Source organism: Emticicia sp. GW821-FHT11C11 (assembly GCF_058808615.1).
The window spans coordinates 867550-880889 of the sequence record NZ_JBXARV010000003.1; the positions used below are offsets into that span (position 1 = coordinate 867550).

14 protein-coding genes are annotated in these 13340 nt (G+C 39.7%); 8 read left to right on the top strand and 6 right to left on the bottom strand.

The window, feature by feature from the left end:
- Genes AC1RRY_RS18880 through AC1RRY_RS18905 form a run of 6 tightly spaced genes read left to right on the top strand, consistent with a single transcriptional unit; the run spans position 1 to position 6701 of the window.
- Complete coding sequence (locus AC1RRY_RS18880) at positions 1 to 999, top strand: hypothetical protein (RefSeq protein WP_492821693.1); 999 nt, start codon at positions 1 to 3, stop codon at positions 997 to 999.
- A gap of 3 nt (positions 1000 to 1002) precedes the next feature.
- Positions 1003 to 4755: a beta strand repeat-containing protein gene (locus tag AC1RRY_RS18885; RefSeq protein ID WP_492821691.1), complete on the top strand. Its 3753-nt coding sequence runs from the start codon at positions 1003 to 1005 to the stop codon at positions 4753 to 4755.
- Between the two features lie 22 nt (positions 4756 to 4777).
- A complete protein-coding gene (locus tag AC1RRY_RS18890; RefSeq protein ID WP_492821689.1) occupies positions 4778 to 5218 on the top strand; it encodes a hypothetical protein in 441 nt (146 codons plus the stop codon).
- A gap of 21 nt (positions 5219 to 5239) precedes the next feature.
- A complete protein-coding gene (locus tag AC1RRY_RS18895; protein ID WP_492821687.1) occupies positions 5240 to 5767 on the top strand; it encodes an N-acetylmuramoyl-L-alanine amidase in 528 nt (175 codons plus the stop codon).
- 17 nt (positions 5768 to 5784) lie between these two features.
- Positions 5785 to 6321: a phage holin family protein gene (locus tag AC1RRY_RS18900; RefSeq protein WP_492821685.1), complete on the top strand. Its 537-nt coding sequence runs from the start codon at positions 5785 to 5787 to the stop codon at positions 6319 to 6321.
- Entirely contained in the window at positions 6318 to 6701 is a 384-nt protein-coding gene (locus AC1RRY_RS18905) for a hypothetical protein (protein ID WP_492821683.1), read from the top strand. Before AC1RRY_RS18900 ends, AC1RRY_RS18905 begins: the two co-directional genes overlap by 4 nt.
- 85 nt (positions 6702 to 6786) lie before the next feature.
- Here AC1RRY_RS18905 and AC1RRY_RS18910 read toward each other — a convergent pair whose 3' ends face one another.
- From AC1RRY_RS18910 to AC1RRY_RS18920, 3 genes are all read right to left on the bottom strand, one after another.
- A complete protein-coding gene (locus AC1RRY_RS18910) occupies positions 6787 to 7704 on the bottom strand; it encodes a DUF5655 domain-containing protein (protein ID WP_492821681.1) in 918 nt (305 codons plus the stop codon).
- Positions 7705 to 7750: 46 nt separating this feature from the next.
- Positions 7751 to 8518: an SHOCT domain-containing protein gene (locus AC1RRY_RS18915; protein WP_492821679.1), complete on the bottom strand. Its 768-nt coding sequence runs from the start codon at positions 8516 to 8518 to the stop codon at positions 7751 to 7753.
- 266 nt (positions 8519 to 8784) lie between these two features.
- On the bottom strand, positions 8785 to 9831 hold the full coding sequence (locus AC1RRY_RS18920; RefSeq protein WP_492821677.1) for a vWA domain-containing protein: 1047 nt from the start codon (positions 9829 to 9831) through the stop codon (positions 8785 to 8787).
- 646 nt (positions 9832 to 10477) lie between these two features.
- On the opposite strand from AC1RRY_RS18920, the gene AC1RRY_RS18925 reads away from it, so the two are divergent.
- Together AC1RRY_RS18925 and AC1RRY_RS18930 are read left to right on the top strand one after the other, a co-directional pair.
- Complete coding sequence (locus tag AC1RRY_RS18925) at positions 10478 to 10960, top strand: hypothetical protein (RefSeq protein WP_492821675.1); 483 nt, start codon at positions 10478 to 10480, stop codon at positions 10958 to 10960.
- A 111-nt stretch (positions 10961 to 11071) separates the two neighbouring features.
- Entirely contained in the window at positions 11072 to 11458 is a 387-nt protein-coding gene (locus tag AC1RRY_RS18930) for a hypothetical protein (RefSeq protein WP_492821673.1), read from the top strand.
- 161 nt (positions 11459 to 11619) lie between these two features.
- On the opposite strand, the gene AC1RRY_RS18935 is transcribed toward AC1RRY_RS18930, so the two are convergent.
- The 3 genes from AC1RRY_RS18935 to AC1RRY_RS18945 form a co-directional block, all read right to left on the bottom strand.
- Positions 11620 to 12102, bottom strand: coding sequence for a hypothetical protein (locus AC1RRY_RS18935; protein ID WP_492821671.1), 483 nt, complete (start codon positions 12100 to 12102; stop codon positions 11620 to 11622).
- A gap of 77 nt (positions 12103 to 12179) precedes the next feature.
- On the bottom strand, positions 12180 to 12617 hold the full coding sequence (locus AC1RRY_RS18940; protein ID WP_492892924.1) for a hypothetical protein: 438 nt from the start codon (positions 12615 to 12617) through the stop codon (positions 12180 to 12182).
- 119 nt (positions 12618 to 12736) lie between these two features.
- Positions 12737 to 13156 (bottom strand): hypothetical protein, encoded by a 420-nt coding sequence (locus AC1RRY_RS18945; protein ID WP_492821667.1) that lies wholly within the window; start codon positions 13154 to 13156, stop codon positions 12737 to 12739.
- Positions 13157 to 13340: the final 184 nt, after the last annotated feature.

A 13340-nucleotide genomic window follows, 5' to 3' on the forward strand; every position in this document is an offset into this window, starting at 1 on the left:
ATGGCAGTTTCGAAAATTAGGAAGAGGCAGATTGAAAATCTGCAGATTGAGAATGCAGATGTGGCGTCAGGAGCGGCTATTGCCAGTTCTAAACTAGCCGATGGCGGAAACTTTGTCAAGAAAGACGGTTCGGTTGCTTTTACGGCCGATATGTCGATGGGTAACAATAAAATTACTGACCTCGGGGCGCCGGTTTCCGGCAACGATGCCGCCCGGCTGGTAGATGTGCAAAACTCAGCTGCGGGCTTATCGGGCAAAGAAAGTGTGAGAATAGCTACGACAGTCAATATCAGTTTGTCTGGCACGCAGACGATCGACGGGGTTTCAGTAGCTGCCGGAGACAGGGTATTGGTGAAAAACCAGTCGACAGCCAGTCAGAACGGCATTTATGTATGTGCAGTAGGTGCCTGGAGCAGAGCGGCAGACGCAGATTCGGCCGGAGAATTGAAAGCAGGTTCGTTTGTATTCGTATCGGAAGGTACAGCCAATGCAGATTCTGGCTGGTTACTAAGTACAGATGGGGTAATTACGATTGGCACGAGCAGCATCAACTGGGTGCAGTTTTCTGGTGCCGGCCAAATTACAGCCGGGGCCGGTTTAACAAAAAGTGGTAATACGCTGGATATAGGAACGGCATCTTCAGCCAGAATAGTTGTCAACACCGATACAATTGATCTGGCTACTACGGCTGTCACTCCGGGTGCATATCAGGGCTTCACGATTGATGCTTACGGACGAGTAACCGGAGCCGTAGTTCAGAATTATATATCAATCACCCAGAATCGTGTAACAAGAGAAGCGCCGGCAGGTACAAAGAATGGGGTAAATACGAGTTTCTCACTGGCCTATGCGCCTACAACCGGAACAGAGGAACTTTATCTTAACGGAGTACTTCAGGAACCCGGCTCGGGTAACGATTATACAATTAGCGGGAGCACAATTACAATGGCTGTGGCTCCGACGACGGACGATAAAATTGTGGTTTCTTATTTTAAATAGATCATGGCAAGAACAAATGTCAAAGGTACACAGGTATTAGACGGATCTATTACAAGACCAGACCTGAATACAACTACTGCAGGAAGCTCAGTAATTACAAAGGCTATAGCCGGGGATGGAATATCATTGTCCTCATCCGGAGCAGATGCCGGCACCGGAGACGTGACTATCAATGTCAACCTTTCGTATTTGGATGGCCGTTATCCATCCTTGATTACCAGCCGTGCGCAGAATTCGGTATTTGCCGGGCCATCGTCCGGTAGCGGGGCTGCTACCTTCCGAAATCTGGTGGCCGGTGATATCCCCGCGCTTGCTATCTCGGGCATTACTGGTTTGCAGACTGCGTTGGATGCGAAAATTTCAGGAGCCGGCACGGACGGGTATTTAGCGAAATACACCGGTGCGCTTACTCATGGTGTGAGTGTAATCTACGAAAGTAGTGGTAATCTGAATATAGGAGGTGCAACTACACCAACAGCCCGGCTTTCATTTGAGGATACTATTGTGAATAGTTCACAAATCCGTATGGCAATTAATCTGCGGGAAGGACAGGTAGCTGGCACTTTGCCGGCTTATGGTTTTGCGTTCGGAAACAGTGCTGCTAATAATTATCTGATATACAGAGCCAGCATCGGAAGTACTGCAAATGATGGGCATTCATTCTATGTGAATAATACGCAGATAGCCACCTTCAGAGGAACCGGGGCACTTCATATAAATACAATCAATGGGCAAGGTGCTCAATTGATATTTGGGAGTAATATTGTAACCGCAGGTTCGGAAACAACCGTGGTTGATTATCGTAACGGCTCTGTAACTGCAAGCGGGGTTCCTGCCTATTCTGTTGGATTAAGTAACCCTTCTACCTCAGCGTATTTGATCTATCGGGCTGGAAGTGCTACGAATAGTGCATACGGGCATCGATTTACTATAAACGATGCCACTATTTTAACAATCAATGGAACCGGAGAGGCAAGATTATTAAGAGTAACCGGGCAAACTGCAACTCCACTTTCATTTCAAAACTTCGCCAGTGCTTCTGATTATGTGACGATGGTAGATTTTAGAATTGGGCAACCGTCTACTACCGACGGATTGCCAGCTTTTAGCATCGGACAAACCGCCACAGGCACAGAAAATTATTTAGTGTTTAGGGCCGGCTTTGGAAACGGAACAACGCACGGACATAAGTTTCTGGTACATGGAAATGAAGTTGTGCGATTTAGAGGTGATTTAGTCACAGTTCTCTCCGGTGCTTTAGGTATTGGGACTAGCACATTAACGGGATATGCGCTTCGTATTCAGAAGACAATAACTGGTGCCGTGACATCCTACGGAATTTCAAACTCTGGTGAAATACAATCAGGAGTAACTACTGCGGCGTACATGAATCATACGTCGTTAAGTACACAGGCAGCCAGTTTCACTTTGGCATCGGCCTATCATTATGCTGCTATTCAGGGTACGATTGGTGCGGGTAGTACAGTTACTAATCAGATTGGGTTCCTTGTAGGTTCGTCCTTGACCGGTGCTTCTAATAATTATGGGTTTTATGGAGATATACCAGCTGGAGCAAATCGCTGGAACATCTATATGGCTGGTACTGCTAATAATTACATGGCAGGCTCTTTGGGGATTGGAACTACTGCCTTAACAGGCTATAACTTACGCGTTTCAAGGAATATAACAGGTAATGTTAGTTCAATGGCTATTTCAGCAGATGGCACAGTCCAATCAGATGTAACTAGCACGGTTTCATATTTTAGAACTACATCCAGCACAGCAGCGGCTTCATTTACGATGCCGTGGATGGTTTTATATGATGCGGCGCAGGGCACGTTTGGAGCCGGAAGTACGGTTACTAATCAAATTGCATTTTATGCTGCAGCTACTTTAGTTGGCGCGACAAATAATCATGGCTTTAGAGGGGATATTCCTGCAGGTGCCGGGCGTTGGAACAACTATCATTCAGGTACTGCCGGTAATTACTTTAATGGTAACGTTTGGATTGGTACTAATGCTGGAACATACAAGTTAGATGTAACCGGGGATGTAAATACCTCGACATATTACCGTATCGGAGGCGTTCGTGTCGGTGAATGGGGTAGTTTTCAGACGTCAACGCAGTATAGTTCCTTTGCTTCGGTGGCCAACTGGGGGGCAACGTTTGTGAATGGTTCGGGAACAGGGATGCCAGGTAGCTCAACCCAATGGCATGTAATGAAGTTGGGTATTGGTACGGATGTTTCTACCTATGCAACGTACCTGGCTTTTGGTAGGCCGTACTCTACTTATTTTGATGGAAAACTATATATAAGAGGTATTTATGGTGTGGATGATTCTGGCTGGATTGAGGTTGGGAAATATACCGGAACCGGAGCGATTTCTGTCAATGGTACAACAAACGTAATATCGATTGCTACTGCCAATGCTTCAACTACAGGTGCTTTGAGTTCAACCGATTGGAATACTTTTAATAATAAGATAACGATGCCCGCCGGGGGTACTGATGGGCAGGTATTGACGAAATTTTTAGGTGCAATAACCTGGGGAACATTGCCTGTTTATTCGGGAAGTTCGCCGATAAGTGTTTCTGGTACTGTAATATCAATTGCTACTGCGAGTAGCTCGCAAACAGGAGCACTGTCGGCCTCAAACTGGACGACTTTTAATAATAAGCTGGCAGATGGATTTACTGCAGATCTGGCTGTAACACATAGAAATCTGATAAGATTCAAAGATGTATACACTTCGGGGACATTAGTATATAACGCTGGTATAGCGTATAATTCAGTTGTTGACGGTGTTGATACAGAAAGAGCAACTATACACCTCGATCAGTGGCCAGCGAGTCCCAGCGATATGTATTCTCTTTCTATTACAGGTCACGAAGGCACACACATTTATATTCAGAGTTATCTGGGAAATATAAAAATTGCAACAGAAGGTAAGTTAATCCTACAGGAAAAGGAAATAAACTTTTCGGGCTTTGCTACCGGAAAAGTACTTGTTGCCACCTCATCCACAAAAGCAGAATGGCAAACCGTTTCCAGCGCCCTGACTGCATCAGCGCCTTTGTCAATATCTGGAGGTACTATTTCAATTGCCACTGCGAATGAAGGTACTACGGGGGTATTAACAGGGGCTGACTGGTCGATGTTTAGCAATAAACTTTCGATGCCAGGCGGCGGATCTGACGGGCAAGTTTTAGTAAAATCCGGCACAATTCTGAACTGGGGTTCAATACCTATCTATTCCGGATCCGGGGCAATCAATGTTTCGGGAACTACTATTTCAATTGCCACCGCAAATGAGGGCACTACAGGTGCCCTTACGGGAGCTGACTGGTCTATGTTTTATAATCGGTTTAGTCTGCCAGGCGGTGGGTCTGACGGGCAGGTACTCATGAAAAGCGGAGGTTCTGTTGTGTGGGGTACTGTTAGCGGTGGAGGCGGTGGGTTGAGCGATGGGTTTACACTTTATGAACAAAGCTATGTTAACTATCGGCTTACTTTTAACTATAATGCTGCATTAACATTCCGGAATAGCAGTAGCATCACTACATCAAATTTATCTTATGACGCATCGACTGATTCCATGATATTAATGTCTCAAGTCAATACCAATTTAAAAATTTATAGTGCAGGCAGTGGAAAACTGTGGATACAATTTGTAGAATTTGACTTCTCAGGCTTTGCAACCGGCAAAGTTTTGAAAGCCACCTCATCCACAAAGGCAGAATGGGTAAATCCATAATAATTAAACAATAAATACAAATATGACAAACAACGAAGCGCTAATTATTGCGGCCAATTATGATGTAATTCTGGAAATGACCGGTATTGACTTTGGGTATTCTCTTGAGTTGCTTGATGAGAGTAAAAAAGTAAAACCTGTTCAGGATTCACTTGAAAACATTCAGAATGTGCTGAATAAAAAATTGAAGCCTTTGCAAGAGAAAAAAACAGCTATTGAATCTGACTTGAAAAAAGTAAAAGAACTCAAAGCTATTGAGGCAGAAATTAAAGTTGAAGCGGATAGGGCTCAGATAGAGTGGGATAAAGTTACTGGAGATGAGTTCACAGGAAATTTCAGTCCAATTGATATGAGCAAAATCCCCACAGAATCTGAGAATCTTGATAAACGGATGAAAGACGGGATTAGTCTTGTTCGATCAGCTTTGTTGTTTTTAACTCGTAAAGGCTTGGTGAGGAAATAGGTAAATTTAAACTTTATAGTCATGATATTCTTAACAGCGGGACACCATCGGAAAGATTCAGGGGCAGTGTATAATGGTCGGAAAGAGGCTGAAGAAACAATCAGGCTTCGCAATGCCATTACCAAAGCATTGCGCGATAAAAAAGTAGAAGTTTTCACTGACCATGACGACTGGGACTTAAACAGGGTCATCACCGAAATTAGGAAATTCTCAAAGCTCGGTGATATTATATGTGATTTACATTTCAACGCCGGTGGCCCGTCGGCCACTGGATGTGAGGTCTTTGTGGCCGACACAGCCGATACAACTGAGTTAGCCTTGGCAAGGCAATTGGTTGACACCATTGCATCAACATTGATAATCAGAAACAGAGGCGTAAAGAAGGAGAGTTCGAGCCAGCATAAAAAGCTCGGTATGATGCGCCCGACCGGCCTGAACGTGCTGGTGGAGGTTTGTTTCCTATCCAATAAATACGATATGGAGCAATTAGATAATTTTTTCGACTTATTGGTTGAGGAAATAGCAAATGTGTTAGCAGGTAGTGTATGAAAAATTTCCACACAACAATGAAAACAATGATGTTTGATTTTAAGCAGCAAATTCTGGATCATCCTTATATGATTTCTTTTTTTGCTTTAATGGCCACACTCCTGCGGTTTGTAGTGGAGTCGTGGCAGGTAGATGGTGTGCTGTTCATATTCCTGTTTTTTATGATTGCAATAGATACGTATACTGGTATACGGGTTGCTAAAAAAACGAAGGTCTATGATTACAAGGTGCTGAAAGAAAAAGCAATAAAAAAGGTGCTTGGTTATGTAATATTTCTGATCACACTCTGGACCTTCACGATGATGCTTTTTCTCATGAATATTAAAGATGGTGTGCCGTTTATTGACAGTTATTATCTGAATGTACCCATGATGACAGCCATGCTTTTTTTTGCAGGAATTGAATTTTTGTCAATTAAAGACAACTTGAGCCAGAATTTCGGTATCCGGATGCCCGCAGGAGTAATCAGTAGGGTGGAAACATTCGTCGACTCCGGAGGTGATACCGGGAAATTATTTGAAAACAATGACCAATCAACCACACCGAATCCATGAATCAGATCAGGAATATTATCCTTGCTGTAGCGGTACTGGCCACTATAGGCGGTACCATATGGGCGCAGGGAGCTTTCAGAAAACTGAAAGACTATAAGGTTGTGACAAGCGAAAACAAAGTGCTGGCTTCAGATAAAAAGGCGCTGCTTGATTCTCTACGGTTGCACAAAGAATGGCTGGCCAAAAGCCTGATAGATACTCGCAATGCTGCTGAACTCTATGCGCTTAGCAAGGGCATGACGGCCTCTTTTCAGTCGGTGATTGCCATCATGCGCGACAGCGTGATTAAAATTAACCGTGACCGCGCCAAACTTGAAGCTCGGGTACTTGAATTGCAGAAAGACCTGGAAAAGGCCAAGCAGAAAAAGAGACTGTTTTGATTTTTTACTTTTAGGGGTAGTTAAAAGCCTCCCCTTTTTTGGGGAGGTGTTTTTTTAACCATTTTGTCACGTTCAGTAATACGCTCTATTCTTTATTTTTACGTAATGACTGTTTTAGCAAACTCAGTATATAGTCGATATCATCTAAATCTGATAGTTTTATTTCATAAGCTCCATTACCCCAATGACCAACATTTGATACATCCCTTGCGATATTTTTTTGATCTTGAATATCTCCACTTTTCAGATTCAAGTATATTTTTAAACCACTGCTCTGGAGAACTATGTCACAAAAGATGTTATTTTCTATTTTAAAGCCAATTGTTTGCTTCTTTGGTTGAACACTAACATTATCATCTAAAACAAGAAGTCTTTCTTTCAAAGATTCATATAGCTCTCGCATTTCGAAATCAATTTTGTTAAGATGATCTTGTTCTGTATATACCTTAACCTCTTTACTCACTATCGCCACCTCATCGTTATTTCGTGATATTGTCTTGATACTTTCTTTTGCGGATGTTTTTTGGATTTGTTCAAATGAAATGGTCTCATTCTCAAATTTTTTTATTTCCCACAATTCTATAGGTAAGTCTTTAAAATTGATAGCTTCACGTTGATGCATCGTGAAAACCGGAGATATGAAGATTACTTTGGATTGTGTCCAATCCACATCAGTTCGTTTCAGGCTTTGATTTTGACTCTCGTTATATTCCAGTATAAAATCAGCTTTATTGTTTAACATTAAGGATAGATAAGCATATCCCTGATCAATAACACTAAATGATCTATCTCGTTTATATTCAATAATAATAAAAGCTTTGGTTTCCAGGTCAAACGCTAACGTGTCAATTCTGAAATTGTTCAATGAAAATTCTGAGCGTATAAAATTAAGGTTCATTAGCTTACCCAGATTTTGTTCCACCATTTGCTGAATTTCTCTTTCAAACTTAAATGAAACTTCTTTAATATGCTCTAGGGTTTGTTGTATTTTGTAAACAGGCATTTGCTCGGAATTGTGTAATTGTCAGTAAAAAATGTCCTTTATAATATTAGTTTAAATATTTAATCTTTTGCGCTTGAAACTCTTCTTGTGTAATTATCCCTTCATCCATTAAGGTTTTAAGTTTTTTTATTTCATCAGCAGCAGATAATAGCGTTGGTGCTATAACATTCAATTGTTTATTAATAGCTTCATTTTCTTTTATTATTACCGATAATACTCCATGCCAGCGTTCCATGTCAGGATAAGTTACCTTATACAGAAAACCATCCTTTTTAGTACTACCCGTGAAAAAGTTAACTTTATAAATAGGGTTTGAAGTATCACTAACAATAATTTTCAAATCCATACTTTTAATCTCTTCGTTATGAGTTTTACTTGCAGTTACTCCACCTATAATGGCGCCAACCCCTCCAGTTAGAATACCCCCTAGAATTGCTCTGCCTACCGTGCTTGAAGTACTGGTTTTTACTATGGTCTGACCATCGATATCTATTTCGCATTGAAGAATTTTTTCGAGGTCATACGAGTTTGTATTTAAGTTTTTGTCGATAAAATAAATTTTTTTTGGTGTGTAGTCAATCGCAAAAGAAATACCTGAGAATTTTGATACAAACGCATTAGAATGATCAGTAACACCTAATTCACTTAATTTCGTCCTTACTTTATCGCCATGTTCCGTGTTCGCTTTAGCTCCAGCCGCTCCTGAGAGGATTGTTATTATAAAAACTACAACGAACACAATTATTAAGATTGTAAAAAAGCCCATAGAAAATATATTTAAAATTTGAAATGATAGTTTTCTTGCCTGAGTCAAATACAAAGAACATTTCTTCGATTAATCGTCCTGGTTTAATAATACTTGTGGCTAATTGGCTTTTTGAAAGCGGATTTCAAGAAAAAAGAAAGCATGAAAGAATAAGTAAAGCTCAAAACTTCATTCTTTTAAGTCACATCCATTGCAGTACAAAAAAATGAAAAAGATTGAAATTAACAAAGGAAATCACAATCAATAAATTTCTCTAATACAAAAAAATCCCCCAGGCTTGCCCGGGGGATTGTATAAATCAAAAATACTGGATTCTAATAGCAATTACTTGTCAGCCCGGTGGCGTCAAAGTTGGTAGAGTAGGTGCCTTTTTTGGCGTCATACTGCACTACCAGCACTAGTGTTACTTTACCGGCGCGCTTGGGTGAGCAGTACTCAAATAGATAATAGCTGTTGGCTTCGCCTCTCACTATACGTGCCAGTTCTATAAACTTGGCCTCCAACTCGTTTTTGTTCTGCGGAAACACCGCTCCGTTTTTACCGATTGACGTCAGCACCGCTTTGTCGATTTCAGTACCCAGGCCAATAGTAAACAAAGAGATTTTTGAATTGGCTCCGCTTACTTTGTTTAGGGCTGCCTGCTTGCCATAGCGGGCGGCCTGATCGGTTCCGTCGGTGAAAATCACAATCGAAAAGGCCGATATATAGCTTTCTTTCTGTAGGTCTTTCAGGCGTTGTTCAGCTTTGTCGACCGACTTGATAACCGCTCCGTAGAGATCCGTCGATGGGTCATTCGTGATGCCCGCATTTACATTCTGCACGGCAGTGATGAGCTTGTTTTTGTCGGACGTGAAATCGACCAGCGTATTCAGTTTATCTTCTCCGTCGAACCACGAGATCCCTACCAGATACGAGTCGTCTCCATTGCTGGTGATGATGTTGTTAATAAAACTGGTGGTAGAGCTTTTCAGTTGTGAAAGAGCACTGGTGGTAACACTGGCGCTGAGGTCGAGCACTATGAGGGTGTTGTGTCTGAATTTCTGCGGACTTGGTGAAAACTGCTTGTTGGCCTCGCTCTCCGAAATCGGATTGGCGCACTCATCGTTAGGGCCTTTTTCGTAAACTTTGAAATTGCCCGTGGTAAGACCCGAAACCGGTAAGTGTTTGTTGAAGTTTTCATCCACTTTTAGAATCATACTCAGCTTGCTGCTGCCGGCTATAATTTTAGGCTCCTGTATAACCGTAATTGTCAGGTCACTGTAGGAGATATTGGGGCAATTGTTTTCAACGGTGTTCCCGCAGGAATTGAAAAACAGTACAATCAGGATTAGTGATACGTTTAGAAAAGTCTTTTTCAACATGTTATCAATGGATTTAATGAGTACTCGCACATTTAAGCCTGCAAATTAACCAATCAATTAGTTTCTGCTCTGCATTTCTAACGAAAAAAAAACAGAAATGTGATTTTGAAAGGAATATATATTGAATATAAACCGATGAAATTGCAGGCTGGCATATATCGGCTCAGCGTGCACACAGGCCATTATATAGTGCCATAGCACGGGGTAAGTCTTAAGGTTTTTTTAATTGGTATTGTCGCACTGATTGAATAAGTTTGACAAAGTTTAGGTTTAAACCTTTGCTAAACCGTTTGATGCAGAAATAGATGCCCGGCAGGTTTTTGAGCCTTGTCAGGATGATAGAACAGGGGGTAAAGACCGCCGATCAATAAAAGAACTTAATAAATTATACTTATTAAGGCTGTTCCATAGGACAGTTAAATTGTTAATTGTTTGATTAGGAAATACCTCTGCCCATGGCGGAGGTATTTTTATTTATACCTTTATCATCGCTACTGAACCGCACCCATCCGGACATTATTTGCCCGTTCGCACGCCTCCTCTTGAAGTGGCAGCATACATTTACTGTAGATACTTAATAATTATATGAGCATTATCATTTATTTTTGAGGGTATGGCTGATAATTTCGCGCAAAATCGTCAATTAATGAAGAAATACCTGCTCAATTGTTTTTTGCTTTTGTTACCCGTTATGTTCTGGGATATGCTTTTTACCAAACGGCTTCCGGTGGCTTTCCAATCCGATATTTTCTGGCACGATATACCTGCATGGCTTAGTTATGGAGAGAATATTTCTCGGACATTGGTTTTCCTACTGGCATTCCTGCTGCCCCTTCCTGTCAGAAAACTACACCAAAAGCCGGGTTTTAAACTATATATAGCCGGGTTGGCCTTGTATTTCTTGTCGTGGATAGCATTGATTGACTACCCCCAAAGCGCCTGGAGCCAAAGCCTGTGGGGTTTCATGGCTCCTGCATTCACGCCTATCCTCTGGCTGGCGGGTATTGCCTTCATCGCCGATTCGTTCTACTTTAGAGTACCATACCGATGGTCTTATTACCTGCTTGTATCAGCGGTGTTTGTCAGCTTGCATTGCTGGCACACCTGGATGGTGTGGGAGAGGGGTTAATGATAGTTTTAGCAGAATGAGAATTTCGACGCCGGATAATAATTTCTTTTGAAGTTGATATATTATATGGATAGTATTGCGAATTGTTTTAATCTAAACCGATTCTCAATTATGAATGCACTGAAAATTTTTGCTATCTGCTCGTTGATTATTGCTCCATTTACCGGCTTTTCACAAACTGTAAACAACATACCACTAAAAGATATTACGGTAGAGTATGTTCAAATTGTGGGTACAGCTAAATTTTTGTCTTCAAAAGTAACCATTGAGATTGATTTCGGACAGAGAAATAAGTTTTTTGATGGTAATGATACTGTTTTAAAGGATGAAAACGGAAAGCTTTTGGAACTGAATTCAATGATTGATGCGCTCAATTTCATGAATAGAAACGGTTATGAATTTGTGCAGGCATATGCATTTCATGTAGGAGGAGGGCAAAATGTGTATCATTACCTGATGCGGAGGAAGCATATTGCGGAGAAGGATGGAGAGAAGTAGAATTAAGTGAGGATATTTAATAGAAGCACTACCAGTTGGAGTACTTCTGTTGGCTTAAAAACCGTTAATTATTTGTAGCTGTCAGATAAAATCGTGGTTATTTCATTCAAGATGTAATGCATCAGAAATGCACACGGTTTGAATTAATCTCTTTCACAACTTTATAATACTTTTACGGAATCCAATATATCAACAATAGTTTTATCCATTAAATCAAGAAAGTCGGCTCTAGTGATTTTAATGTCCTCTGACACAATAGTAATTTCATCTTCCGGCGGAGACATTAAATCAATCTGTGTAGGAGAGTACATACTTCCGGTAAATTTTCGCGAAAACGCATATCTCATAGAGATGTCAGTATTTTCTGTAAATAAAAATCCGCCAATATATTGATCACTGAAATCAAAAGGTAAAAATATAGGGTTATCCTCAGCTAATTGTTTGAATTTTCGTTTCCAGTTTTCTAACAGGTAGACAAAATTCAGTACGCCTTTCACATATTCAGTTTCATTTTTTAGGAAAATCTGATCTAAGCAGAAGTAATAAAAATCACAATACTCAGTAAGGGTTTCTTTTTTTGTAGAAAACTCCAGTTGAAAATTCTTGTATGGAGCATCTATTGTATTTAGTGTAATTTTAAACATTTTATTTTACCGGATACGCAGTTACGATTTTGCTGTAGCCAAGACCTCATTTTTTAGCCAGTTATGCTTGTAAAGGATTAAACCAGATATTTGTTTATCTCTTTTTCCATTTGAATTAGAAATGGTTCCCTTTCCAAAAAATATTCTTCTTCATCAAAGATATACTCTTGATAAGAATTTTTTAATTTATATCCAAATTTCAGTTTCAGCATAACATTATCTATATTCGTTATTATAACTCCCTCGTCCCCTTCATCGAAAAAATGAAAAAACCAAAAGTAAGAGCGTTTCGTATAAAGATTTTTGATTGCATTGAAGTCCCTTTGAAAGGTGGATGCTATAAAATTAACAACTCCCTCATATGAAACACTTGGGTCAATACCAACTCTAAACCAATAGGTATCTCCAATAAGTTTTTTTCCTAAAGTTGGAAATTCAATAATACTATCCTCATGAGAACTATCATTAGGATTTTCAGTGAATTCTATTTTAATCATTTCTTTAATTTCTAGCACAAATTTCTATACGTTGTAGTTAATAGTTGAATCTAGCATTATTGAGGATACACAATTACGATTTTGTCGTAGTCAATAGCATATTTTTTAGCTAGTTACTCCTACAAAGGACAAGGTACTTAAACCAGATATTTGTTTATTTCTTTTTCCATTTGAATTAGAAATGGCTCCCTCTCTAAAAAATATTCTTCTTCCTCAAAAAAATATTCTTTGTTATGATTTCTGAATTTAAACACAAAACCCAGCTTTAGTTTGACATTATCTGTATTAGTTATAATAACTCCATATTCACCTTCATCAAAAATATGAAAAAACCAGAAATAAGAGCGTTTAACACCAAGTTCTTTAATTGATTTAAAATCTATATAAAATTTAGATGCTATATTTTGAATCATTTGCTTATATGAAATGCCTGATTTAACATCAATCGCAAACCAATAGGTATCTCCAATTAGCTTTTTCCCTAGAGTTGGAAATTCAATAATACTATCCTCATGAGAACTATCATTAGGATTTTCAATGAATTCTATTTTAATCATTTTTGTTGACTTTTTTAACGTTAGATTTTTTACTACTTAAGTATGGTGATTAATTTAGTATAATAGCTCTTTCATAACATTAATATTCTATAATATTTTTTGCTTAATATTCCATTTCAAAAGTATTAATAATGATTTTTTTAACCATGTCGCTATGGCTTTTCTAAAAATGAAAAATACTAAC